This window comes from Haemophilus sp. SZY H36 (assembly GCF_018829625.1).
Lineage (GTDB): Bacteria > Pseudomonadota > Gammaproteobacteria > Enterobacterales > Pasteurellaceae > Haemophilus > Haemophilus haemolyticus_K.
Genome location: NZ_JAHKKA010000002.1, coordinates 388,925 through 411,958, shown reverse-complemented (window position 1 = coordinate 411,958; position 23,034 = coordinate 388,925). Strand labels below are relative to the sequence as shown.

At 34.3% G+C, this 23,034-nt stretch carries 23 protein-coding genes; 19 read left to right on the top strand and 4 right to left on the bottom strand.

Annotation, left to right across the window (positions count from 1 at the left end; all coding sequences use genetic code 11):
* Window positions 1-8: 8 nt before the first annotated feature.
* The 4 genes from KP713_RS05730 (at window position 9) to pnuC (ending at window position 3,103) form a co-directional block, all read left to right on the top strand.
* Window positions 9-782 carry an amino acid ABC transporter substrate-binding protein gene (locus tag KP713_RS05730; RefSeq protein ID WP_106013926.1) on the top strand — a complete coding sequence of 258 codons (774 nt, stop codon included), beginning with the start codon at window positions 9-11 and terminating at the stop codon, window positions 780-782.
* The gene (locus KP713_RS05725; protein ID WP_005633396.1) at window positions 766-1,482 is read left to right on the top strand and encodes an amino acid ABC transporter permease; all 717 of its coding nucleotides are present in this window, start codon (window positions 766-768) and stop codon (window positions 1,480-1,482) included. Before KP713_RS05730 ends, KP713_RS05725 begins: the two co-directional genes overlap by 17 nt.
* 9 nt (window positions 1,483-1,491) lie before the next feature.
* A complete protein-coding gene (locus tag KP713_RS05720) occupies window positions 1,492-2,259 on the top strand; it encodes an amino acid ABC transporter ATP-binding protein (RefSeq protein WP_215770091.1) in 768 nt (255 codons plus the stop codon).
* Between the two features lie 166 nt (window positions 2,260-2,425).
* A complete protein-coding gene (gene pnuC, locus KP713_RS05715; RefSeq protein WP_118845752.1) occupies window positions 2,426-3,103 on the top strand; it encodes a nicotinamide riboside transporter PnuC in 678 nt (225 codons plus the stop codon).
* A 70-nt stretch (window positions 3,104-3,173) separates the two neighbouring features.
* On the opposite strand, the gene gorA is transcribed toward pnuC, so the two are convergent.
* From gorA to ispB, 3 genes are all read right to left on the bottom strand, one after another.
* Window positions 3,174-4,544, bottom strand: a complete 1,371-nt coding sequence (gene gorA, locus KP713_RS05710; RefSeq protein WP_215770090.1) for a glutathione-disulfide reductase — start codon at window positions 4,542-4,544, stop codon at window positions 3,174-3,176.
* Window positions 4,545-4,700: 156 nt separating this feature from the next.
* The gene (locus tag KP713_RS05705; RefSeq protein WP_215770089.1) at window positions 4,701-5,438 is read right to left on the bottom strand and encodes an epoxyqueuosine reductase QueH; all 738 of its coding nucleotides are present in this window, start codon (window positions 5,436-5,438) and stop codon (window positions 4,701-4,703) included.
* A 50-nt stretch (window positions 5,439-5,488) separates the two neighbouring features.
* Window positions 5,489-6,478 carry an octaprenyl diphosphate synthase gene (gene ispB, locus KP713_RS05700; protein WP_215770088.1) on the bottom strand — a complete coding sequence of 330 codons (990 nt, stop codon included), beginning with the start codon at window positions 6,476-6,478 and terminating at the stop codon, window positions 5,489-5,491.
* Between the two features lie 213 nt (window positions 6,479-6,691).
* Here ispB and rplU point away from each other — a divergent pair, with 213 nt between their 5' ends.
* The 5 genes from rplU to KP713_RS09065 all read left to right on the top strand — a co-directional run bounded on the left by rplU (window position 6,692) and on the right by KP713_RS09065 (window position 9,654).
* On the top strand, window positions 6,692-7,003 hold the full coding sequence (rplU, locus tag KP713_RS05695; RefSeq protein ID WP_215770087.1) for a 50S ribosomal protein L21: 312 nt from the start codon (window positions 6,692-6,694) through the stop codon (window positions 7,001-7,003).
* A gap of 20 nt (window positions 7,004-7,023) precedes the next feature.
* On the top strand, window positions 7,024-7,281 hold the full coding sequence (gene rpmA / locus KP713_RS05690; protein ID WP_005626413.1) for a 50S ribosomal protein L27: 258 nt from the start codon (window positions 7,024-7,026) through the stop codon (window positions 7,279-7,281).
* Window positions 7,282-7,361: 80 nt separating this feature from the next.
* Window positions 7,362-8,282, top strand: coding sequence for a DMT family transporter (locus KP713_RS05685; protein WP_215770086.1), 921 nt, complete (start codon window positions 7,362-7,364; stop codon window positions 8,280-8,282).
* A 27-nt stretch (window positions 8,283-8,309) separates the two neighbouring features.
* Entirely contained in the window at window positions 8,310-9,482 is a 1,173-nt protein-coding gene (gene cgtA, locus KP713_RS05680; RefSeq protein WP_215770085.1) for an Obg family GTPase CgtA, read from the top strand.
* Between the two features lie 4 nt (window positions 9,483-9,486).
* The gene (locus tag KP713_RS09065; RefSeq protein ID WP_226385906.1) at window positions 9,487-9,654 is read left to right on the top strand and encodes a hypothetical protein; all 168 of its coding nucleotides are present in this window, start codon (window positions 9,487-9,489) and stop codon (window positions 9,652-9,654) included.
* 64 nt (window positions 9,655-9,718) lie between these two features.
* Here KP713_RS09065 and typA read toward each other — a convergent pair whose 3' ends face one another.
* The gene (gene typA / locus KP713_RS05675) at window positions 9,719-11,569 is read right to left on the bottom strand and encodes a translational GTPase TypA (RefSeq protein ID WP_215770084.1); all 1,851 of its coding nucleotides are present in this window, start codon (window positions 11,567-11,569) and stop codon (window positions 9,719-9,721) included.
* Window positions 11,570-11,820: 251 nt separating this feature from the next.
* Between typA and glnA the strand changes: the two genes are divergently transcribed.
* The 10 genes from glnA to KP713_RS05625 all read left to right on the top strand — a co-directional run bounded on the left by glnA (window position 11,821) and on the right by KP713_RS05625 (window position 23,024).
* Entirely contained in the window at window positions 11,821-13,239 is a 1,419-nt protein-coding gene (gene glnA, locus KP713_RS05670; protein WP_215770083.1) for a glutamate--ammonia ligase, read from the top strand.
* A 174-nt stretch (window positions 13,240-13,413) separates the two neighbouring features.
* Entirely contained in the window at window positions 13,414-14,529 is a 1,116-nt protein-coding gene (locus KP713_RS05665) for an LPS O-antigen chain length determinant protein WzzB (RefSeq protein WP_215770082.1), read from the top strand.
* 19 nt (window positions 14,530-14,548) lie between these two features.
* A complete protein-coding gene (locus KP713_RS05660; protein ID WP_215770081.1) occupies window positions 14,549-16,015 on the top strand; it encodes a flippase in 1,467 nt (488 codons plus the stop codon).
* Window positions 16,015-17,127: a UDP-galactopyranose mutase gene (glf, locus tag KP713_RS05655; RefSeq protein ID WP_215770080.1), complete on the top strand. Its 1,113-nt coding sequence runs from the start codon at window positions 16,015-16,017 to the stop codon at window positions 17,125-17,127. The genes KP713_RS05660 and glf overlap by 1 nt, the downstream gene beginning before the upstream one ends.
* An 8-nt stretch (window positions 17,128-17,135) precedes the next feature.
* Window positions 17,136-17,930, top strand: a complete 795-nt coding sequence (locus KP713_RS05650; protein WP_215770130.1) for a DUF4422 domain-containing protein — start codon at window positions 17,136-17,138, stop codon at window positions 17,928-17,930.
* Window positions 17,931-17,939: 9 nt separating this feature from the next.
* The gene (locus KP713_RS05645; protein WP_215770079.1) at window positions 17,940-18,788 is read left to right on the top strand and encodes a LicD family protein; all 849 of its coding nucleotides are present in this window, start codon (window positions 17,940-17,942) and stop codon (window positions 18,786-18,788) included.
* On the top strand, window positions 18,778-19,740 hold the full coding sequence (locus KP713_RS05640) for a capsular polysaccharide synthesis protein (RefSeq protein ID WP_215770078.1): 963 nt from the start codon (window positions 18,778-18,780) through the stop codon (window positions 19,738-19,740). Before KP713_RS05645 ends, KP713_RS05640 begins: the two co-directional genes overlap by 11 nt.
* A 14-nt stretch (window positions 19,741-19,754) precedes the next feature.
* Window positions 19,755-20,732, top strand: coding sequence for a glycosyltransferase family 2 protein (locus KP713_RS05635; RefSeq protein WP_215770077.1), 978 nt, complete (start codon window positions 19,755-19,757; stop codon window positions 20,730-20,732).
* Window positions 20,733-20,734: 2 nt separating this feature from the next.
* Window positions 20,735-21,721: a glycosyltransferase family 2 protein gene (locus tag KP713_RS05630; RefSeq protein ID WP_215770076.1), complete on the top strand. Its 987-nt coding sequence runs from the start codon at window positions 20,735-20,737 to the stop codon at window positions 21,719-21,721.
* Window positions 21,722-21,737: 16 nt separating this feature from the next.
* Complete coding sequence (locus KP713_RS05625) at window positions 21,738-23,024, top strand: EpsG family protein (RefSeq protein ID WP_215770075.1); 1,287 nt, start codon at window positions 21,738-21,740, stop codon at window positions 23,022-23,024.
* Window positions 23,025-23,034: the final 10 nt, after the last annotated feature.

Genomic DNA, 23,034 nt, shown 5'->3' with positions numbered 1-23,034 from the left:
ATACAATTATGAAAAAACTATTTTTTACAACCGCACTTTTGGCTGCGGGTTTGACATTTTCCACACTTTCAAACGCAGGTGAAATTTCAGAACGCGTTGAGAAAACAAAGACATTGCTCGTAGGGACAGAAGGGACTTATGCGCCATTTACTTTCCATGATAAAAGTGGAAAATTAACAGGCTTTGATGTAGAGGTTATTCGTAAAGTGGCTGAAAAGCTCGGTTTGAAAGTAGAATTTAAAGAAACACAATGGGATGCAATGTATGCAGGGTTAAATGCAAAACGTTTTGATGTGATTGCAAACCAAACTAACCCAAGCCCAGAGCGTTTAAAAAAATACAGTTTCACAACGCCTTATAATTATTCTGGTGGGGTGATTGTAACAAAATCATCGGATAACAGTATTAAATCATTTGAAGATTTGAAAGGGCGTAAATCTGCGCAATCTGCAACAAGTAACTGGGGGAAAGATGCAAAAGCTGCAGGCGCGCAGATTCTTGTAGTAGATGGTTTAGCACAGAGCTTAGAGCTCATTAAACAGGGGCGTGCAGAAGCAACAATTAATGATAAATTGGCGGTATTAGATTATTTTAAACAACATCCAAATGCTGGTTTAAAAATTGCTTATGATCGTGGGGATAAAATTCCAACAGCCTTTGCTTTTTTACAAGGTGAAGATGCATTGATTTCAAAATTTAATCAAGCACTTGAAGCGCTTCGCCAAGATGGTACATTAAAACAGATTTCAATTGAATGGTTTGGTGATGATATTACTCAATAATTGGTTGGCGAGTCTTCCATTTATGAGCGCAGAACGAGCTGATTATGTAATCAGCTCGTTTTGGCCTATGTTGGAAGCAGCAATTTTATACACATTGCCATTGGCAGTCATTTCCTTCTTCTGTGGTTTGCTTATTGCAGTGATTGTTGCGGTTATTCGTACTTTGCCTAGCCCTAATTTACCCTTAAAATTGTTACAGGCTTTATGTCGAGTGTATATCTCTATAATTCGAGGTACACCGATGTTAGTACAAATTTTTATTATTTTTTATGGATTACCTGAAGTTGGTATTACTTTAGAGCCCTTCCCAACAGCCATTATTGCATTTTCTATTAATATTGGTGCTTATGCAGCAGAGACAGTTCGAGCTTCAATTATTGCTATACCTAAAGGGCAGTGGGAAGCCTCTTATGCGATAGGTATGAATTATCGACAAGCATTTATTCGTACAATTATGCCACAGGCTTTACGTATTTCAGTACCATCGCTTTCTAATACTTTTATTAGTACAGTGAAAGATACTTCATTAGCTTCTCTTGTTTTAGTGACAGAATTATTCCGTGTAGCACAGAATATTACGGCAGCAAACTATGAATTTATTTTAATTTATAGTGAGGCAGCTTTGATTTATTGGATTTTCTGTTTTGTTTTATCTTTCTTACAAGATCGTCTTGAAATTCGCTTATCTCGCCATTTATAAGGAATGTTTATGTTAAAAGTAACCGATATTCAAAAAAACTTTAATGGCAATGATGTATTAAAAGGCATTGATTTTGAGATAAATAAAGGTGAAGTTGTCGCTATTTTAGGTCCCTCAGGCTCAGGGAAAACGACATTTTTGCGTTGCCTAAATTTGTTAGAGCGCCCAGAGCAAGGTAAGTTAGTTTTTACTGATGGTGATTTGAAAATTGATTTTAGTCGAAAAATTACGAAATCGGATGAATTAAGTTTACGCCGTCGTTCATCAATGGTATTTCAACAATATAATTTATTTCCTCATCGTACAGCACTTGAGAATGTAATGGAAGGGATGCTGGTGGTTCAAAAACAACCGAAAGAGCAGGCTCGAAAAAAAGCATTAATGTTGTTAGAGAAGGTGGGACTAAAAAATAAAGCGGATTTATTTCCATCTCAACTTTCTGGTGGCCAGCAACAGCGGGTCGGGATTGCCCGAGCCCTTGCGGTTAAACCTGATATTATTTTATTAGATGAACCTACATCGGCGTTAGATCCCGAATTAGTAGGCGAGGTGTTACAAACACTAAAAATGCTTGCTCAAGAAGGCTGGACAATGATTATTGTTACTCATGAAATGCAGTTTGCTAAAGATGTTGCAGATCGTGTAATTTTGATGGCGGATGGGCATATTGTAGAACAAAATACAGCAGATAAATTCTTTTCTTGCCCACAACACGAGCGGACTAAACAGTTCTTATTACAAGCCAAAATAACACTTGAGCCAGATTATTGTATTTAAAGTGCGGTAAATTTTTAGAGAGTTTTCTAAATAATGGATTATTTTAGGATTTAATCGAAACGTGATGAATTTCACAAGTTGAGAATTAAATCTCTTTGAATCTTTACATTATCAACGCACAATGCAAGAATGCTCGCATTCAAATTTAAGTCAACAGGAGTAAATAATGACTTTGGCAGAACGTTTAAAACAAGAATTTGTTTCTGGTTGGAAACCTTTTGAGGTAGTTTGGCTTGCGCTTTTCATCATTGCGCAGATTTGGGCTTATGTACAAGCGCCAGATTCTTGGTTAGCAATGATTTCTGGTATTTCCGGTATTTTGTGTGTGGTATTGGTAAGTAAAGGTAAAATTAGTAATTATTTCTTTGGATTAATTTTTGCTTACACTTATTTTTATGTCGCTTGGGGATCAAATTTCTTAGGCGAAATGAATACCGTACTCTATGTATATTTGCCATCTCAATTTATTGGCTACTTCATGTGGAAAGCCAATATGCAAAATAGTGATGGTGGAGAAAGTGTGATTGCCAAAGCTTTAACTGTTAAAGGATGGATGACATTAATCGTTGTGACTACGATTGGTACTTTGCTTTTTGTTCAAGCATTACAAGCGGCTGGCGGTAGTTCAACAGGTTTAGATGGTCTAACTACCATTATTACGGTTGCTGCACAGATTTTAATGATTTTGCGTTATCGTGAACAGTGGTTGTTATGGATTGCTTTAAATATCCTTTCTATTTTCTTATGGGCAGAAACACCAGCCATGTACTTAATGTATTCAGCCTACTTACTTAACTCGTTGTATGGTTATTATAACTGGACGAAATTGGTTAAACGTAGCTAAACATACTTAAGCAAAATTAGAAACAAAAAAGAGCGGTAATTTTACCGCTCTTTTTTCTTTGCTTTTAAGATTAACGCATGGTCACGAATTCTTCTGAACCCGTTGGGTGAATAGCCACGGTGTTATCAAAATCAGCTTTTGTTGCGCCCATTTTGATTGCTACGGCAAATCCTTGAATCATTTCATCTACACCAAAACCAATGCCATGTAAACCCACAACTTTTTCATCTTTACCCACACAAACTAATTTCATTTTGCACGGTTGGCGATGTTGAGTGACCGCGGTGTACATTGCTGTGAAAGAGGATTTATATACCTTAACATTTTCAGCACCATATTGTTCGATCGCTTGAGGTTCGGTTAAACCTACAGTGCCGATTGGTGGATGGCTGAATACAACGGTTGGAACCAAATTGTAATCTAAATGTTCAGTCGGTTTATTATTGAATAAACGCTCAGAAAGGCGACGACCCGCTGCAACTGCAACTGGTGTTAATTCAATACCGTTTTCGATAATATCGCCTACCGCATAAATGCCTTTCACATTGGTATTTTGATATTTATCTACTTTGACATAGCCTCGTTCATTCGTTTCTACGCCAGCATTTTCTAAGCCAATTTTATCTGTCGCAGGAACACGACCTGCAGCCCAAATAACACAGTCCACAGTAATATCAGATTGACCATCACATTTTACTGTAAGAGAGCCATCTGCATTTTTAACAATTTCAGATGGCGTGGAATTGGTATGTAATTGAATTCCATCTTGCTCAAGCACTTCCACTAATGTTTCTACGATTAATGGATCTTGATTACGCATTGGCGCATGGCGACGTACTAATAAATGCGTTTCCACGCCTAGGTTGTTTAATACACCAGAAAGTTCAACGGCAATATAGCCTGCACCAATAACAGCAGCGCGTTTTGGTAATTCGGTTAATGCAAAGAAACCATCTGAATCAATGCCGTATTCTTGTCCTTTAATGTTTGGACGATATGGGCGACCACCTGTTGCGATTAAAATATGATCTGCGGTTACTTGCTCTTTTGTACCATCAGCAAGAGTTACTTCAATAGTATGCGCATCGACAAATTTTCCGAAACCGTTAATTACATCAATGTTATTTTTCGCTAATACATTGTTATAAGATGCATGAATACGACCAATATAGGCTTGGCGACTTTCAATAAGTTTTGAAAAATCAAATTTTTTTACTTCAACATCAAAACCATAATCTGGCGCATAATTGTTAATTGCTTCTGCAATATGTGCACCATAAAACATTACTTTTTTAGGTACGCAACCTACATTTACACAAGTGCCGCCAAGATGTTTGGCTTCAATGATTGCGCATTTTTTTCCATAGCTTGCAGCACGATTTAGAGAAGCAATACCGCCACTACCACCGCCAATAGCGATGTAATCATAATGTTTAGTCATAGTTTGATCCTTTTTTGAATTCAAAAATTTCCTGTATTTTGCCTAATTTTTATGAAGAATGCTATAAATTGATGTAATTGGTCTTTTTAAATGTCTATCAATCTTAATTTTAAAAGAAAATAAGGCTGAAAATATCAGCCTTATTAAAGAGAGAGCTTAATCTGGCGTATAATAAAGTTTACCAATTTCAATTTTTTGACGACCTGTCTCTTCTCGCCATTTATTACTATCACGTAAAGAATACACACAACCGCAATATTCCTGTTGATAAAACCGCTCACGCTTACTAATCTCAATCATGCGTTGCGAGCCACCTTCTTTTCGCCAGTTGTAATCCCAATAAATAACATCATCATATTTTTCCGCAGCGCGATGCCCACAGCCATTGATTTGATTCATATCCTTCCAGCGAGAAATACCCAGGCAACTAGTAAATACAGGGAAACCGTGTTCATGAGCATATTCAGCGGCTTTTTCAAAACGCATATCAAAACACATAGTACAACGAATTCCCCTCTCAGGCTCCCATTCCATTCCTTTGGCACGATTAAACCAATTTTGACGATCGTAATCTGCATCAATAAATGGAATGCCAAATTTTTTAGCAAAACGAATATTTTCTTCTTTACGAATTAAATATTCTTTGAGTGGATGAATGTTTGGATTGTAAAAATAAATCGTAAATTCAATGCCTGATGCAAGAATTGCTTCCATCACTTCACCCGAACAGGGCGCACAGCATGAATGTAAAAGGAGTTTGTTATGTCCATCTGGCAACTCAAGTTTTTCACGAATAAAAGGTGCATTAGGATCTTTGCGTACCTTTTGTTTACGAGTTTTACCTTGAAAATTAACCGCACTTTGCTCAGGTTTAGATTGAAGTTCTGTATTCATAAAGTTTAATTAAAATTAATTGGTATCAAGTATATAATCTAAATTAAAGGCTAATAATTTCTATCCACAGACAAATAAGCCAAAGAAATCAATGCTTTCTTATAATCACTGTCTGGCAACATTGCAATTGCATCTACGGCTTTTTGAGCCTCTTCTTTTGCACGATTCATTGCATAATCTAAAGACTTATGCTCAGCCATAATAGCTAACACTTCATCAATAGCTTCACGTTTACCGCCTTGCTCAATTGCTTCACGAATTAAAGCCGCCTGTTCAGCATTACCATGACGCATAGCGTGTAGCAGAGGAAGGGTTGGTTTTCCTTCAGCTAAATCATCACCTACATTTTTACCTAGAGCTTGCGCATTTGCACTATAATCCAATACGTCATCCACAAGCTGAAATGCAGTGCCAAGATAACGCCCATAATTTTGTAAAGCCTTTTCTTGAGCTTCTGTTCCGCCCGCAACAATTGCAGCGGCCTGACCAGCCACTTCAAACAAGCGAGCAGTTTTGCTATAAATTACACGCATATAATTAGCTTCGCTCGTTTCGGGATCATTAACATTCATTAACTGCTGAACTTCGCCTTCCGCTAAAACGTTAGTCGCATCGGCCATAATTCCCAAAATCTTCAATGACTCTAATTGTGCAACTAACTGAAATGCACGCGTATAAATAAAGTCTCCTACAAGTACACTTGCAGCATTCCCAAATTCTGAATTTGCCGTAGCGCGCCCACGACGCATATCGGACTCATCCACCACATCATCATGCAATAAAGAGGCAGTATGAATAAATTCAACAAAAGTAGCACAAGTAATTGAATTAGAGCCCTTAAACCCTAAAGATCGAGCCGCAAGAACTGCGATCAATGGTCGGATCCGCTTACCACCGCCTTGAACAATATAAAAACCTAACTGCCCTATTAATGGAACATCTGAATTAAGCTGAGCAAGAATATTTTGATTAACTTTTTTCATATCGGGAGCTGCAAGTTTCTGGATCTCGTCTATGCTCATAAGATCTTGTTTCTTCATTTTTTCATCAATTATTAGTCAAAAGTGCGGTGCATTTTACCCGAATTTTCAGACTTTCTGAAATCAATCCGCAAATGAAGGGAATTTTTTTATTTTATTGTAAATAAATTCTTGCCATAGGTAGGATTTTTCCGTAGAATTTGCGACCTATTTATATGAATTTTTAAGTGTGGACTGCTAAAGAGCAGGGAAACACAATTAAGCGGAGTATTTATGTACGCAGTTTTCCAAAGTGGCGGTAAACAACACCGTGTGAGCGAAGGTCAAGTTGTTCGTTTAGAAAAACTTGAACTTGCAACTGGCGCAACAGTTGAGTTCGATTCTGTGTTGATGGTCGTTAATGGTGAAGATGTTAAAATCGGTGCACCAGTAGTTGCTGGCGCGAAAGTAGTGGCTGAAGTAGTTGCACAAGGTCGTAGCGAGAAAGTTAAAATCGTTAAATTCCGTCGTCGCAAACACAGCCGTAAACAACAAGGTCATCGTCAGTGGTTCACAGAAGTGAAAATCACTGGGATTCAAGCATAATTTCAGAGGAGATCAAGTAGATGGCAACTAAAAAAGCTGGTGGTTCAACTCGTAACGGTCGCGATTCTGAAGCTAAGCGCCTTGGTGTTAAACGTTTCGGTGGCGAATCTGTATTAGCAGGTAGCATAATTGTTCGTCAACGTGGTACTAAGTTCCACGCGGGTAGCAACGTAGGTATGGGTAAAGACCACACCTTATTCGCAACTGCAGATGGCAAAGTTAAATTTGAAGTAAAAGGCGAGAAAAGCCGTAAATACGTAAGTATTGTTACTGAATAATTTAAAATCTATTCGATTGAAACGCCCTACAATTTTGTGGGGCGTTTTGTCTTTTTTAATTTCACATAAGCGAGCAAGCAATGAAACAACAACCTTTATTAGGCTTTACCTTCGCGCTTATTACCGCTATGGCTTGGGGATCCTTACCTATCGCTCTCAAACAAGCTTTATCTGTAATGAATGCGCAAACTATCGTATGGTATCGTTTTATTGTAGCGGCGATCTCATTATTAGCTCTACTTGCTTATAAAAAGAAATTACCTGAACTAATGAAGGTCGGCCAATATGCTTGGCTTGCTATTATTGGGGTAATTGGTCTTACTGGCAATTTTCTATTATTTAGTAGTTCGCTGAATTATATTGAACCTTCAGTTGCACAAATTTTTATTCATTTATCCTCTTTTGGAATGCTTATCTGTGGTGTACTGATCTTCAAAGAAAAATTGGGGATGCACCAAAAGATCGGACTTTTCTTATTGTTAATTGGTTTAGGCTTATTCTTTAATGATCGTTTTGATGTATTTGCCGGATTAAATCAGTATTCAACAGGTGTTATCTTAAGCGTAGCAGGATCCCTTATTTGGGTCGCTTATGGAATGGCGCAAAAATTAATGTTGCGTAAATTTAATTCACAACAAATCTTGCTAATGATGTATTTAGGTTGTGCCATAGCCTTTATGCCGATGGCTGAATTCTCGCAAGTACAAGAACTCACACCTTTAGCTTTGATTTGTTTTATTTACTGTTGTTTAAATACCTTAATTGGATACGGCTCTTATGCGGAAGCACTTAATCGTTGGGATGTATCAAAAGTCAGTGTTGTTATCACGCTTGTACCGCTTTTCACGATCTTATTTTCTCATATTGCGCATTATTTTAGCCCGGCAGATTTTGCCGCGCCAGAATTGAATAATATTAGCTATATTGGCGCATTTGTTGTAGTATGCGGGGCAATTTTATCCGCGATTGGACATAAATTATTACCGCATAAAACTCATTAAAGTGCGGTTTATTTTGGAGAAGTTTTAATGAAATTTATTGATGAATCCCTTATTCGAATTGAGGCTGGGGATGGTGGCAACGGTTGCGTAAGTTTCCGTCGAGAGAAATTTATTCCGAAAGGCGGTCCTAATGGTGGGGACGGTGGCGATGGTGGTGATGTATATTTACAAGCAGATGAAAACCTCAATACCTTAATCGATTACCGTTTTAATAAACGCTTTGCCGCAGAACGCGGAGAAAATGGACGGAGTTCAGATTGTACAGGGCGTCGTGGTAAAGATATTATTTTACCTGTTCCCGTAGGAACTCGCGCTATTGATAACGATACTAAAGAAACTTTGGGAGATTTAACCCAACACGGTCAAAAAATGTTGGTAGCCAAAGGTGGTTATCACGGTTTAGGGAATACCCGTTTCAAATCATCGGTAAACCGTGCACCGCGTCAAAAAACAATGGGAACACCGGGGGAAAAACGCGATTTATTATTGGAATTAATGCTACTTGCTGATGTGGGAATGCTCGGTTTACCTAATGCGGGTAAATCCACTTTTATTCGTGCCGTTTCAGCAGCCAAACCAAAAGTTGCAGACTATCCATTTACTACCTTAGTACCAAGTCTCGGTGTTGTGAAAGTTGATGACTCACACAGTTTCGTAGTCGCCGATATTCCAGGATTAATTGAGGGCGCAGCAGATGGCGCAGGGCTAGGAATTCGCTTTTTAAAACATCTAGAACGTTGTAGAGTGCTTATTCATTTAGTCGATATTGCCCCAATTGATGGCTCTAACCCAGCAGATAATGTTGCTATTATTGAATCTGAACTTTTCCAATACAGTGAAAAATTATCAGAGAAACCACGTTGGTTAGTATTTAATAAAATTGATACGATGAGCGATGAAGAAGCTGAAGAGCGGGCTCGAGAAATTACTGAACAATTGGGTTGGGAAGAAGATTATTACCTGATTTCAGCTGCAACAGGGAAAAATGTTCCACCACTTTGTCGTGATATTATGGACTTTATCATAGCGAATCCACGCGAAGCTGAAACACAACAAGTTGCGCCTGAAGAAGTAAAATTCAAATGGGAAGATTATCATCAGGAAAAACTAGCGGAGCATCAATTTGATGATGACGAAGATTGGGATGATGATTGGACCGAAGAAGATGATGAAGGTATAGAGTTTATCTATAAACCTTAATAAAATGGCGGTTCTAGCAGTTCATCAGCTATATGCTTCTAAATACTTAAAAGAGCTTTGTGATATAGGTGTTTTGAGTGAGATATCTTTGGGAAGAGATAAATTATTTATTCATCCTAAATTGATGTCGTTACTACGAGGTGAAAATAACGAATTTACACCTTATATATAATTTTCATGAAACTTTATGATGAATTTAGGAAAATAAAAATGGGATCGCAATGATCCCATTTTTTCTAGTGAGTACTCGTGCTGGTTGTAGTACGGTTTGCACGTTTACGATCGTTTTCCGTTAAGAGTTTTTTACGGATACGGATCGATTCAGGTGTCACTTCCACTAACTCGTCGTCATCGATAAACTCAATAGCTTGTTCAAGGGTGAATTTCACCGGCGTGGTTAAGACGATGGCATCATCTTTACCTGATGCACGCATATTGGTGAGTTTTTTACCTTGTAAACAGTTAACAGTTAAGTCGTTTGTACGACTGTGAATACCGATAATTTGACCCTCGTAAACTTCTACGTTGGCGTCGATCATTAATTTACCACGTTCTTGTAAACCAAATAGTGCATAAGCAAGTGCTTTACCTGTTGCGTTAGAAATTAATACACCGTTTTTACGTTGGCCGATTTCACCTGGTTTGATGTCATCGTAGTGATCGAAGCTAGAGTAAAGTAAACCGGTACCAGACGTCATGGTCATAAATTCACCACGGAAACCGATTAAGCCACGGCTTGGGATGATGTATTCTAAACGTACACGACCTTTGCCATCTGGCATCATATCGCGAACTTCACCTTTACGGATACCTAATGCTTCCATGACAGAACCTTGGTGTTGTTCTTCTACGTCGATAGTCACTTGTTCGTAAGGTTCTTGTTTTTTGCCGTTGATTTCACGGTAGATTACTTTAGGACGAGAAACCGCAAGTTCGTAACCTTCACGACGCATATTTTCAATTAATACAGAAAGGTGTAATTCACCACGGCCAGAAACACGGAATTCATCTGGATTTGGTGTTTCTTCTACGCGTAATGCTACGTTGTGAACTAATTCTTTGTTTAAACGTTCAAGAATTTGGCGAGAAGTCACATATTTACCTTCTTGACCTGCAAACGGTGAAGTATTTACACAGAAGAACATCGTTACAGTTGGTTCATCAACAGTTAATGAAGGTAAGGCTTCAACGGCGTTGATATCACAAATAGTATCTGAGATATTTAATTCACCTAAACCGGTAATGGCAATGATGTCTCCTGCGTAAGCAACATCTTCTTCATAACGTTGTAAACCAAGATGACCTAATACTTGGCCCACACGGCCTTGACGAGTTTTACCTTCGCCATCAATGATAGTCACAGGTTGATTTGGTTTGATTGCACCACGTTTGATACGACCGATACCGATAACACCCACATAGCTGTTATAGTCTAATTGGGAAATTTGCATTTGGAATGGTGCATCTAATTCCACTTTTGGTGGTTCAACATGTTGAACGATCGCTTCAAATAACGGCGTCATATCTTCCGATAATTCTTCGTGTTCAAGCCCTGCGACACCATTTAATGCTGAAGCATAGATAATAGGGAAGTCTAATTGCTCATCCGTTGCGCCAAGGTTAACGAATAAATCGAATACTTGATCCACCACCCAATCAGGACGTGCGCCTGGACGGTCAACTTTGTTAATAACTACGATTGGTTTTAAACCGTGAGCAAAGGCTTTTTGTGTTACGAAACGCGTTTGTGGCATTGGGCCATCAAACGCATCTACCACTAAAAGTACAGAGTCCACCATAGAAAGCACACGTTCTACTTCACCACCGAAGTCTGCGTGTCCTGGGGTGTCTACGATGTTAATACGATAACCATTCCAGTTAATTGCGGTATTTTTTGCAAGAATGGTAATACCACGTTCTTTTTCAAGATCGTTTGAGTCCATTACGCGTTCATCAACATCACCACGAGTGGATTCAAATGTACCAGATTGTTGAAGGAGTTTGTCAACGAGGGTGGTTTTACCATGGTCAACGTGAGCGATAATTGCGATATTGCGCAATTTGTTAATATCAATGTCGTTTTTCATTTATTACTTTCTTAAAGTTTAAGTTTTATAAGGTGGAATTTTATTACCACCGAATAGTCCAAGTAGTTTAAATTGGTGAGTAGAACTCACCCTACAAGAGAATGTTGAAAGGGCAAAAATTATACACGATATTTCGTTGATCTGCTATGCTGGGTGATAAAATAAATCCCATGAAAAAGGTAAGTGGTTACGTTATAATGCACCTTTCATTTTTGTAAAGATTATACACATAGCAAAATAGAGGACTCCTTATGCCAAATGCAAATGCAATTGCCAACGTATTCAAACTGATCGAAGAGAACGATATTAAGTTCGTGCTACTCCGCTTCACTGATATTAAAGGTAAAGAACACGGTGTTTCCATTCCAGTTAGCCTTGTCGATGAAGATATGTTTGAAGATGGCAAAATGTTCGATGGCTCTTCTGTTGAAGGTTGGAAAACCATTAACAAAGCCGATATGCTTTTAATGCCAATTGCTGAAACTGCAGTAGTCGATCCATTTGCGCAGATCCCAACACTTTCAATTCGTTGTAGCGTTTATGAACCAACAACGATGCAAAGCTATGAGCGTGATCCGCGTTCAATCGCTATTCGAGCAGAAAACTATATGCGTTCAACAAGCGTTGCAGATCAGGCATTCTTTGGTCCAGAACCTGAGTTCTTCTTATTTGATGATGTGCGTTTCGATGTATCAATGAACCGTGCTTCTTTCGCCATTGATGACATTGAGGCCGCTTGGAACACCAATAAAAAATATGAAGGTGGTAACAATGCTTATCGTCCATTGAAGAAAGGTGGTTATTGTGCGGTGGCACCAATTGATACGGCTCATGATATTCGCTCTGAAATGTGTTTAATTTTAGAAGAAATGGGCTTAGTTATCGAAGCTCACCACCATGAAGTGGCAACCGCGGGCCAAAACGAAATTGCAACTAAATTCAATAGCTTAACCTTGAAAGCGGATGAAACGCAAATCTATAAATACGTGGTACAAAACGTTGCATTAGAACACGGTAAAACCGCTTGCTTTATGCCGAAACCAATTACGGGTGATAATGGTTCAGGCATGCACTGTAATATGTCATTAAGCAAAGATGGAAAAAATATTTTCCAAGGTGATAAATATGCCGGTCTTTCTGAAACCGCGCTTTATTACATCGGCGGTATCATTAAGCATGCTAAAGCATTAAATGCTTTCACCAACCCAAGTACTAACTCATATAAACGTTTGGTGCCTGGCTTTGAAGCGCCTGTATTATTGGCTTACTCTGCAAGTAACCGTTCTGCGTCAATTCGTATTCCGGCAGTAACTAGCCCGAAAGCGATCCGCATTGAAGCACGTTTCCCAGATCCGATGGCAAACCCATATCTGGCTTTCGCTGCATTATTAATGGCTGGTCTTGATGGCGTGGCGAACAAAATTCACCCAGGTGATGCAATGGATAAAAATCTTTATGATCTTCCACCGGAAGAATTAAAAGATATTCCAGCAGTTGCAAGCTCATTAGAAGAAGCGTTGAATTCATTAGAAAAAGACCATGAATTCTTAACGCAAGGTGGGGTGTTTACTAAAGACTTTATCGAAGCATTTATTAATATTAAGCGTAAAGAAGTAGAACGTTTAAATATGACACCACATCCAGTTGAGTTTGAGATGTATTATTCTTAATCAATATTAATAAAAGGATTTCATTAATACAGGAAGTGCGGCTAATTTTAGCCGCATTTTTCTTATGAATTTATTATTATAACTTTACAATATCTTTACATAACTTTTATTGTTAATAATAGTTATATTATGTAGAATTCGTTAAAATAAAATATATTAAAATAAGGTATAAATATGAATGATATTAATTATCAAAATAGTAATGAAATAGATTTAATTGAGCTAATAAAAACATTATGGAATAAAAAGCTTTGGATTTTATTATGTTCTTGTTTTTGTACTGTTATTGCTGGTATTTATGCATTTACAGCAAAAGAACAATGGACCTCAAAAGCGGTAGTAATTGCACCTAAAGCAACGCATCTTGGCAATTATCTTCTTGTAAAGAATGAGTATGCCTCTATCTTAGACATCAAAGATTTCTCACGAGAGAAAGTTGCTGTTGATTTATTTAATCAATTTAAAACAGAATTACTTTCTCGTAGTACAAAAGAAGCATTCTTTGCTCAATCTGCTTGGTTTAATGAATATGCCAATAAAATCGTAGAAACACAAGATGCAAAATTAAAACTATTATCTGGTTTAATTGAAAAGAATTTAATTATTTCTTTCCCTGATGTAAAAAAGGATCCTAATGCATTAGGTATAAATGTAAGTTTTACTGCAGGAACATCATCCGAAGCACAATCTGTTTTAAAAGAGTATATTAGCTTCGTCAATAAAAAAGTGATTGATGAAGCAAAACAAGATCTTATAGCTAATATCGATTTAGTAGAAAAAAATCTAGAAATTCAAAAAAATAAAATTGAACGTGATAGTGAAAACATTCGTAAAATTCAGTTAGAGAACTTAGCGACAGCCCTAGCTACTGCCAAATCTGCTGGCATTAAAGATTATTCTAAATCATTAAATGGTAACGTAAGCGTGCCAGAAGTATTGTTAGGAGATGCTAAGGTACCATTTAGTGATTCAAAACTCAGTGATGGCGCTTATCTTTTTATGCTTGGTGAAAAATACCTACAAGCACAATTAGATACCTTAAAAACTGCACCGTTAGTTTACCCACTAAGTTACGCAAACATGAATAAGCAGTTGGCGTTATTAAATAATTTAGAAGGCAATGTAGAGAAAGAGAATAATGTGAGTGCTTATTATTACTTGAGTGAGCCGGATTATCCTGTAATAAAAGATAAACCGAAAAAAGCATTAATCTTAATGATTGGTTTATTGATTGGTGGGTTTATTTCAACAATCTCTATTATTTTAGCAGAATTATTTAGAAGAAAATAAATAAAAAGTGGGAATGTAAATGGTTAAATACAAGTCAGTCAAATTTAATTTCATTATGAATTTTATTTTGACTCTATCCAACTTTATTTTACCACTTATTACATTTCCTTATGTTTCACGTATTTTGCAAGCATCGGGATTAGGTAAGGTTGGGTTTGCAACTTCTATTGTTGCTTATTTTAGTATGATTGCGATGATGGGCATTCCCACTTATGGTATTAAGGCCTGTGCTAAAATTAGGGATGACAGTTATAAATTAACAAAAACGGTTTATGAATTATTAATATTAAATACCATTTTCTTAGCGTTTGCTTTAACTTTATTATTACTATCTGTTATTTTTTTTGATAAACTCCATATCGATAAAGAGCTATATATTATCCTAGCATTCTCAATGTTATTTAATGTGTTAGGTGTTGAATGGTTATACAAAGCTTTAGAACAGTATTCTTATATTACTATTCGTTCAATCTTTTTTAAAATAGCCTCACTTATTTTACTTTTTATCTTTGTTAAAGAAAGTAACGATATACTCCCTTACGCAATGCTAACTGTATTGGCGTCAGTTGGGGCAGGAATATTAAATTTTTATAATCTAAGAAAGATTATTGCATTATATAAAATCACATTTAAACAGTTAGAGATAACAAAACATATAAAACCCTCATTCACATTTTTCTTATTGACAATATCAATTACGATTTATGTTAATCTTGATTCTGTAATGTTGGGTTTCATGACAAGTGATGATAATGTTGGCTACTATTCAGCAGCGGTAAAAATTAAACAAATTTTAGTAAGCCTTGTAACCTCATTAGGTGCAGTAATGTTACCAAGATTAGCCTTTTATTATGAGCAAAAGCGCTTTGATGAGTTTAAAGACCTTGTTAAAAATGCACTAGGTTTTATTTTTATTGTTTCATTACCATTAACGATTTATTTTACGTTATATGCTAAAGATGCCATTTTCCTATTATCAGGTGAATCATTTTTAGCTTCAGTTGAGCCAATGCAAATTATTATGCCAACAGTGTTTTTTATTGCATTATCTAACTTAATGGGATGGCAAATTTTAGTACCAATGGATAGAGAAAAGCAGATTGTTTTTTCTACAATTATTGGAGCGCTAGTAGGTGGTGTAATCAATATTTTCGCAATACCTCATTTGGGTGTTAATGGGGCGGCAATTGCAAATTTATGTGCAGAATCTGCAGTTGTTGTTGTTCAAATTATTTTATTAAGAAAGTTCATTTTCCCTATTTTAGCTAAAATAAACATCTGGAAAGTGTTAATAGCATTGTTTATTTCAACAGGCGTAACTTTGTTAATACCATTTAACTCAAATGAAATTATTAACTTATTATTATCATCAATTTTATTTTTTGGTAGTTATCTAATAAGTTTATTGATTTTAAAAGAACCAATGGTATATCAAATTTTTTCATCTGTTTTAAACAAAATTAAATTAAAAAGGAATGCATTGTAATGTCAAATTATGATTATTTAGTTGTTGGTGCGGGATTATTCGGAGCTGTTTTTGCAAGAGAAGCAGCATTAGCTGGTAAAAAAGTGAAAGTGATTGAAAAGCGCGGTCATATTGCAGGAAATATTTACACCAAAGAGGTGGAAGGGATCCAGGTTCACGAATATGGGGCTCATATTTTTCATACGAGCGATAAAGAAATTTGGGATTATGTAAATCAATTTGCAGAATTTAACCGCTATACGAATACCCCTATCGCAAATTATAAAGGTGAAATTTATAACTTACCTTTTAATATGAATACCTTTAATAAATTATGGGGGGTCGTTACACCAGCAGAAGCACTAACAAAAATTGAAGAGCAAAGACAGGTATTAAAAGGGAAAGAACCCTCAAACCTTGAAGAGCAAGCAATCTCCCTAGTGGGTACTGATATCTATAACAAATTAATTAAAGACTATACAGAAAAACAATGGGGTAAAGCTTGTTCTGAACTCCCTTCTTTTATTATTAAGCGTTTACCTGTTCGATTAACTTACGATAACAATTACTTTAACGATACTTATCAGGGTATTCCAATTGGCGGATATACGCAAATTGTCGAAAAAATGTTATCGCATCCAAATATTGATGTCGAAACCAATGTTGATTTTTTTGCAAATAAAGAATACTACTTAGCCACTTATCCGAAACTCGTTTTCACAGGTATGATTGATGAGTTTTTTGATTATCAATTAGGAGAATTAGAATACAGAAGTTTACGTTTTGAAACGGAAACATTAGATATAGAAAATTATCAAGGTAATGCAGTTGTAAATTATACTGATTCTGCAACGCCTTATACTCGTATTATTGAACACAAACACTTTGAATTTGGTACACAGCCTAAAACGATTATTACAAAAGAACATTCCAAAACCTGGGGGAAAGGTGATGAGCCATATTATCCAGTAAATAATGAAATAAATAACCGTTTGTATGCACAATATTCAAAATTGGCTGATGAACAAAAAAATGTCATTTTTGGTGGCCGGTTAGGTATGTATCGTTATTTTGATATGCACCAAGTAATTGCAGTGGCATTAAAATGTGTAAGAGATGAACTTAATAAATAAGAGATATTATTTTGAAAAGTGTAAAAATCATTATAGCAACACATAAAAATTTTAATGAGCCTAGAGATAAAGAACTTTATATGCCTGTTCATGTTGGGGCAGAAGGTAAAGATGATTTAGGTTATCAAAAGGACAATGAGGGTAATAATATCTCCGCACTGAATCCTTATTTTTGTGAGCTAACAGGCGTATATTGGGCATGGAAAAACCTAGATGTTGATTATATAGGTTTAGTTCATTATCGCCGTTTCTTTACAGTAAAGAAGAAAATATTTGATAACTCTATTCAAATTGACGATGTAATTTTATCTCTGAATGACGTATCTAAACTTATAGAACATTATGATGTTATCGTGCCCTCTAAGCGTAAATATTACATAGAAACATTATATTCTCACTATGCGCATACATTTGATCATACACATTTAGATCTAGCAAGAGAGATTATTGCAAAAAATAGCTCTGATTATCTTGCTGCTTTTGATGAAGTCATGAAACAACGTAGTGGCTACATGTTTAATATGTTTATCATGAAAAAAACATTATTAAATGAGTATTGTGAATGGCTCTTCCCTATTTTAAATGAAATGTATCAGAAGATAGATTTTTCATCTTATACTGCATTCGAAGCTAGATTATTTGGCCGAGTGAGTGAAAGATTGTTTAATGTTTGGCTAAACTATAAAAATATTTCTCCTAAAGAAATTCCTTTTATATATATGGAAAAAGTGGATTTATGGAAAAAGGGAAAAGGATTTCTTATGGCTAAGCTCTTTGGAAGAAAATATGATAAAAGTTTTTAGGAGTTTGCAATGACAGATAATCTATCTACGGTGCAATTAATTCAAAAAAAAGAACTTGCTATTTTTAAAGAATTTATTCGAGTTTGTGAAAAGCACAATTTGACTTATTTTGCGTTAGGAGGAACGTTGCTGGGGGCTGTGAGACATAAAGGTTTTATTCCTTGGGATGATGATATTGATATTGGCATGCCAAGAGAAGATTATAACAAGCTAATGAATTTAGAGCCTAGTGAGTTTAACTTTCCTTATAAATTAGTGAATGAAAGTAATACGCCAAGTTTCACAAAGGCATTTATGAACCTTCAGGATTCAACAACTAAAATCTTAATGACATATAGTAATATTCCCCATGAAGAGAGCCTCTGGATTGATATTTTTCCGATTGATGGATTACCAAGTAACCCAATAAAGAAATATATTCATGAAAAACGATATCTTTTCTCTCGAATGATGGTTCAGTTATCACAATTTAATAAAATAGTTAATCAGAATAAAAAAGATAGACCTGTTCTAGAAAAAATAATAATAAAGATTGCTGACATTGTTAATATTGAAAAAATACTAAACTATAGATTTTGGCAGAAACATTATATTAATACTATTTCAAAGTATAGAATAGAAGAAGGATATGCAGGAAACTATACTGGAGCTTATAAGTTATGTGAATTAGTGCCATCAGAGTATTTTTCAACTGGGGAATATTTACCCTTTGAGGATATAATGATTAAATCACCTAAAAAATATAAAGAATACCTTATAGCAATTTATGGTGAGAACTATATGCAACTACCACCGGAAAGCAGCAGGGTTCCTCATCAATATCATATCATTAGTTTAGGTTATGAGCATGAACAATAATTTAGTGAAAGCCTTTAATTTTTTTAAAGATGTCAATAGAAAAAGAGGTACGTTTCCTAGCCGTGTATTAAACTGGCAATTAATAGGAAAATTTTCCCCTGCTTTAATAAAAATAATAGGTGTAAAGAATGTTCAAAGAATTTGTGACAAAAGACATGAAATTACAATAAATTGGTTTAAATCAGAGTTTTCAGATTTTTTGAAAGGGTATGAATTTCCGATTAAAAATGGAGATAATGCAAAAATCATCTGGTCTCTTTGGTTTCAAGGCTATGATAATACACCCGAAATTGTAAAAATGTCTTTAGATAGCCAAGAAAGTTATGCGAAAAAACACGGTTACAAGTTTGTTTTATTAGATGCCAATAATATTTCAGACTATGTAGAGATCCCTAATTATATTATGGATAAAGTTGGCAGAGATATACCATATGTCGCATTTTCTGATATTTTAAGAGTTGCTTTATTAGCAAAGTATGGTGGAGTATGGGCTGATGCAACTATTTATATCAGAAATGATTTTCCTATCGAATGGTTAGAACTACCATTCTTTTCTCTTAAAACTGGTGAATATTATGAATATTCACCAAATATAGCAAAAAATCGATGGAAAGGTTTTTTCTTATCAGGAAATAGTTCATTATATTCATTTGTACGAGATTTTTTCTTTGAATATTATAAAACTTACGATTTAGTTGTTGATTATTTGATTATTGATTATATGTTTGCTATCGCTTATGAAATTAATCTAGATATAAGAGTGCAAATAGATGCAATACCTATTGCAAATAAAAATTTATTTAAATTAGAAAAGTTGTTAGGTGAGCAATATGATAAAAACGTATGGGAGAATTTAACTAATGATACATATATTTTTAAAACAACTTATAAATTAAGTAAAGATATTCTTTCGAGCAATGGTACCTATTATCGTCACTTGCTAGATCAATAGTTAGAGATATTATTGTGGATAATGAATTAATAAGTGTAATTATACCGGTCTATAATGTTGAACAATATTTAGAAAAATGTATTGATTCTATCATTAATCAGACATATAAAAATTTAGAAATTATTTTGGTTGATGATGGTTCGACAGATAATAGCGGTAATTTATGTGATCTGTTAGCCAAAAAAGATTCCCGTATTGTGGTGTATCATAAAGAAAATGGCGGATTATCTTCTGCTAGAAACTTTGGTATAGATAAAGCCAATGGAGAATTTATAGGTTTTATTGATAGCGATGATTATATTGATAATGATATGTATGAAACATTATATAACTTAATTAAGCAAAATAAGTCAGATGTTTCTATGTGTGGTTTATATAATATTTATGCTAATCGAAAAGATTCTCAGGTAAAAGAAGTAAAAAAATATTTGATGAATGCAGAAGAGGCTATTCAAATGGTTTTAGATTCTAAAATAACCTCAGTTACTGCGGTAAATAAACTATATCGAAAAGAAATATTTAATGATTTGAGATATGATTTAGGAAAAACATCTGAAGATGCATTTATTATTGTAAGATTGTTAGATAAATGTAATTTAATTTCAGTAACTAATGAAAGAAAATATTATTATTATCATAGAGCTAATAGCATAACTAAAAAGCCATTTTCTGAAAAAAGCAGAGATGTTCTTGATGCGTATAACTTAAATTATTCAATTGTTGAAAAGAAATATCCTAAGATTATTTCTAGTGCAAAACGCCGAGTTTTATGGGCTTATTTTTATGTTTTAGATCTGTTATGTGTATCTAAAGATCGTGATAAATATGATGAACTTGCTAACGAACTTATCTATAAGCTAAAAAAAGATACATGGTTTATTTTAAATTCCCGTCATTTTACTTTAAAAAGAAAAATTCTTTTTATTTCTCTTTTTATCGGTGAGAAGCTATATAAGAAAATTATCTTAAAACTAAAGAATAGAGCTCATTAAATATGAATAAAATATTAACTATTACTGTCCCGTCCTATAATGCAGAAAATTATCTATTAGAGACAATTCCAACGATGCTATCAGTTTCTAATCCAGAAAAATTAGAAATTATCATTGTCAATGATGGCTCTAAGGATAATACATTAGCTGTTGCACAACAGTTAAAGGAAAATTATCCTGAAACTATCGTGATTGTCGACAAGGAGAATGGTGGACATGGTTCTACTATTAATTCAGGAATTAAAATTGCGACAGGGAAGTATTTTAAAGTCGTTGATGCTGATGATTGGATAGAATCTAAGAATCTAAGTGAGCTTATTTACTATTTAGAAAAATGTAATGATGATGAGGTAATCTCTCCATTTGTTAAAGTATATACTGATAAAAACACAGAAGAAATTTATTCATATAAGCCTAAGTTAAATCAAAAAACTTACCAATATGATGATTTTTTATCTGAGATAAATGAATTACCTAAAATGCATGCTATCTGTATAAAAACAGAAATCTTGCAGGAAAATAATATTCAGATTGATGAAAACTGTTTCTATGTAGATTTGGAATATAATGTATTCCCTATGCCTTATATTAAAACCATTTCATATTTTGAATTACCAATTTATCGTTATAGATTAGGCTCACCAACACAAAGTGTGAGTATGTCTAGCTATATAAAAAATATAAAAATGCACGAGAAAGTACTTTTTTCTTTAATTCATTTTTATAATTCTTATCAAAATATTTCTGACATACAGAGAAAATTACTTGAAAGCTTAATATCTGACGTTATAGAGACGCATACAAATATTTTCTTATTAAGAAATGATGTTAAGTCTTCTAAACAAGAATTTATTGATTTTATTTATAGAGTAGATGAAGTTTTTCATGAATTCCGTGAAGGTAGGAAGATAAGATTATTAAGGATGAGTAAATTTAATTTATTCTATATTCTGAGTTTTTATTTAAAAGTTAGAAATTCTTTATTTTAACTATGGTTTTTAATTTATGTTTTCTATTGTAATACTATTTTTTTCTGTTTTATTTTTATTGTTTTTGCCATTTGGAACTTTGATTACAAGTGGTGTAGGAATAGTTTTTAATAGAAAGTATGCAAAATTATATTTATTTTTCTTTGTTCTCGTCATATCTTTACCTATTTTAAGATACAGCCCTGCATATGGTGATGACTCAAGTTGGCATTATTTTGCCGCTTCTGAATTCTCAAAGTTTGGGAGCTTTAGTGATTTAATGGAATGGTTATACGATGGACACTCTAATGTAGGGAGATATAACTATAAGGAAATTCCCATATTTACATATATAATGTATTTCTTTAGTGATACATTTACTTATAGTTTAATTAGCTTTGTTGTTTGTATTATAACCTATTATTGCTATACAGTAACGATTGTTGATCTTTATCAAGAAAATCATATTCTAAAACGATATTTATTGGTTGGTTTGATAGCAATTATTCTTGCCAATAATTATAGATATACAACAAGTGGTATGAGATATTGTTTGTCGATGTCGTTAATGATGATGGTATTATATTTTGATGCTAAGATAGAAAAAGGGAAAATAGGTAGTATATTTTTTTCTATTTTTTATCTTATACCATTTTTAGTGCATCCAGCGGTTATCTATTTTATATGTATACGTTTTGCATACCCATTTATTAATAAAATTAAATGGTATAGCACATTATTACTCTTGTTAGCGTTCCCAGTATTAGCATATTTAGTACCTTGTTTAGCTGATTTATTAGGTCATGAGATGTTATTAATGTATGCATCAAAGATAGAAGCTTATCTTAGCAATGATGCATATGCGGAGCTATTTATTTTTACCATAATGGCAAGAATGTATATAGGAACTTTAGTTATTTTTTTATATTTATTTTTATTCCTTTTTTTAAAAAAGAATATAGATAATGAAAACATATTATTCCGTTTATTTATAGTTCTTACATTCTATTTTTCTATATTTTCATTAGGTACTGTTTTTGCAAGAAATATTTTTGACCGAAATCTATTTATTGTGTATCCGATGATTGTGTTATCGACAACGATATTAATTACGAGAATTAATTCTTTTGTTGATAATTTGAATAATAGAAACTTTCTATATTTCACATGTGGTTGTATTTATTTTCTATGTATTTTTATTGGCTTCTTTTATAACAAGAACTTTCCTTTAGATTATATAGATTATTCTGTGTCTGATATTTTTACCAAAAATATTTTTGAGTATTTTTCTAATTTGCCAAGATTTTATCTTAATACTAACTAATTTTTAAAGA

Coding starts and splice junctions, on each gene's coding strand:
- KP713_RS05645 (WP_215770079.1), top strand. CDS start 17,940: ATGACAGATAATCTATCTACGGTGCAATTAATTCAAAAAAAAGAACTT.
- rplU (WP_215770087.1), top strand. CDS start 6,692: ATGTACGCAGTTTTCCAAAGTGGCGGTAAACAACACCGTGTGAGCGAA.
- KP713_RS09065 (WP_226385906.1), top strand. CDS start 9,487: ATGGCGGTTCTAGCAGTTCATCAGCTATATGCTTCTAAATACTTAAAA.
- glf (WP_215770080.1), top strand. CDS start 16,015: ATGTCAAATTATGATTATTTAGTTGTTGGTGCGGGATTATTCGGAGCT.
- KP713_RS05725 (WP_005633396.1), top strand. CDS start 766: ATGATATTACTCAATAATTGGTTGGCGAGTCTTCCATTTATGAGCGCA.
- KP713_RS05630 (WP_215770076.1), top strand. CDS start 20,735: ATGAATAAAATATTAACTATTACTGTCCCGTCCTATAATGCAGAAAAT.
- ispB (WP_215770088.1), bottom strand. CDS start 6,478: ATGAAGAAACAAGATCTTATGAGCATAGACGAGATCCAGAAACTTGCA.
- gorA (WP_215770090.1), bottom strand. CDS start 4,544: ATGACTAAACATTATGATTACATCGCTATTGGCGGTGGTAGTGGCGGT.
- KP713_RS05705 (WP_215770089.1), bottom strand. CDS start 5,438: ATGAATACAGAACTTCAATCTAAACCTGAGCAAAGTGCGGTTAATTTT.
- KP713_RS05685 (WP_215770086.1), top strand. CDS start 7,362: ATGAAACAACAACCTTTATTAGGCTTTACCTTCGCGCTTATTACCGCT.
- KP713_RS05640 (WP_215770078.1), top strand. CDS start 18,778: ATGAACAATAATTTAGTGAAAGCCTTTAATTTTTTTAAAGATGTCAAT.
- KP713_RS05660 (WP_215770081.1), top strand. CDS start 14,549: ATGGTTAAATACAAGTCAGTCAAATTTAATTTCATTATGAATTTTATT.
- KP713_RS05720 (WP_215770091.1), top strand. CDS start 1,492: ATGTTAAAAGTAACCGATATTCAAAAAAACTTTAATGGCAATGATGTA.
- cgtA (WP_215770085.1), top strand. CDS start 8,310: ATGAAATTTATTGATGAATCCCTTATTCGAATTGAGGCTGGGGATGGT.
- glnA (WP_215770083.1), top strand. CDS start 11,821: ATGCCAAATGCAAATGCAATTGCCAACGTATTCAAACTGATCGAAGAG.
- rpmA (WP_005626413.1), top strand. CDS start 7,024: ATGGCAACTAAAAAAGCTGGTGGTTCAACTCGTAACGGTCGCGATTCT.
- KP713_RS05665 (WP_215770082.1), top strand. CDS start 13,414: ATGAATGATATTAATTATCAAAATAGTAATGAAATAGATTTAATTGAG.
- pnuC (WP_118845752.1), top strand. CDS start 2,426: ATGACTTTGGCAGAACGTTTAAAACAAGAATTTGTTTCTGGTTGGAAA.
- typA (WP_215770084.1), bottom strand. CDS start 11,569: ATGAAAAACGACATTGATATTAACAAATTGCGCAATATCGCAATTATC.
- KP713_RS05625 (WP_215770075.1), top strand. CDS start 21,738: ATGTTTTCTATTGTAATACTATTTTTTTCTGTTTTATTTTTATTGTTT.
- KP713_RS05730 (WP_106013926.1), top strand. CDS start 9: ATGAAAAAACTATTTTTTACAACCGCACTTTTGGCTGCGGGTTTGACA.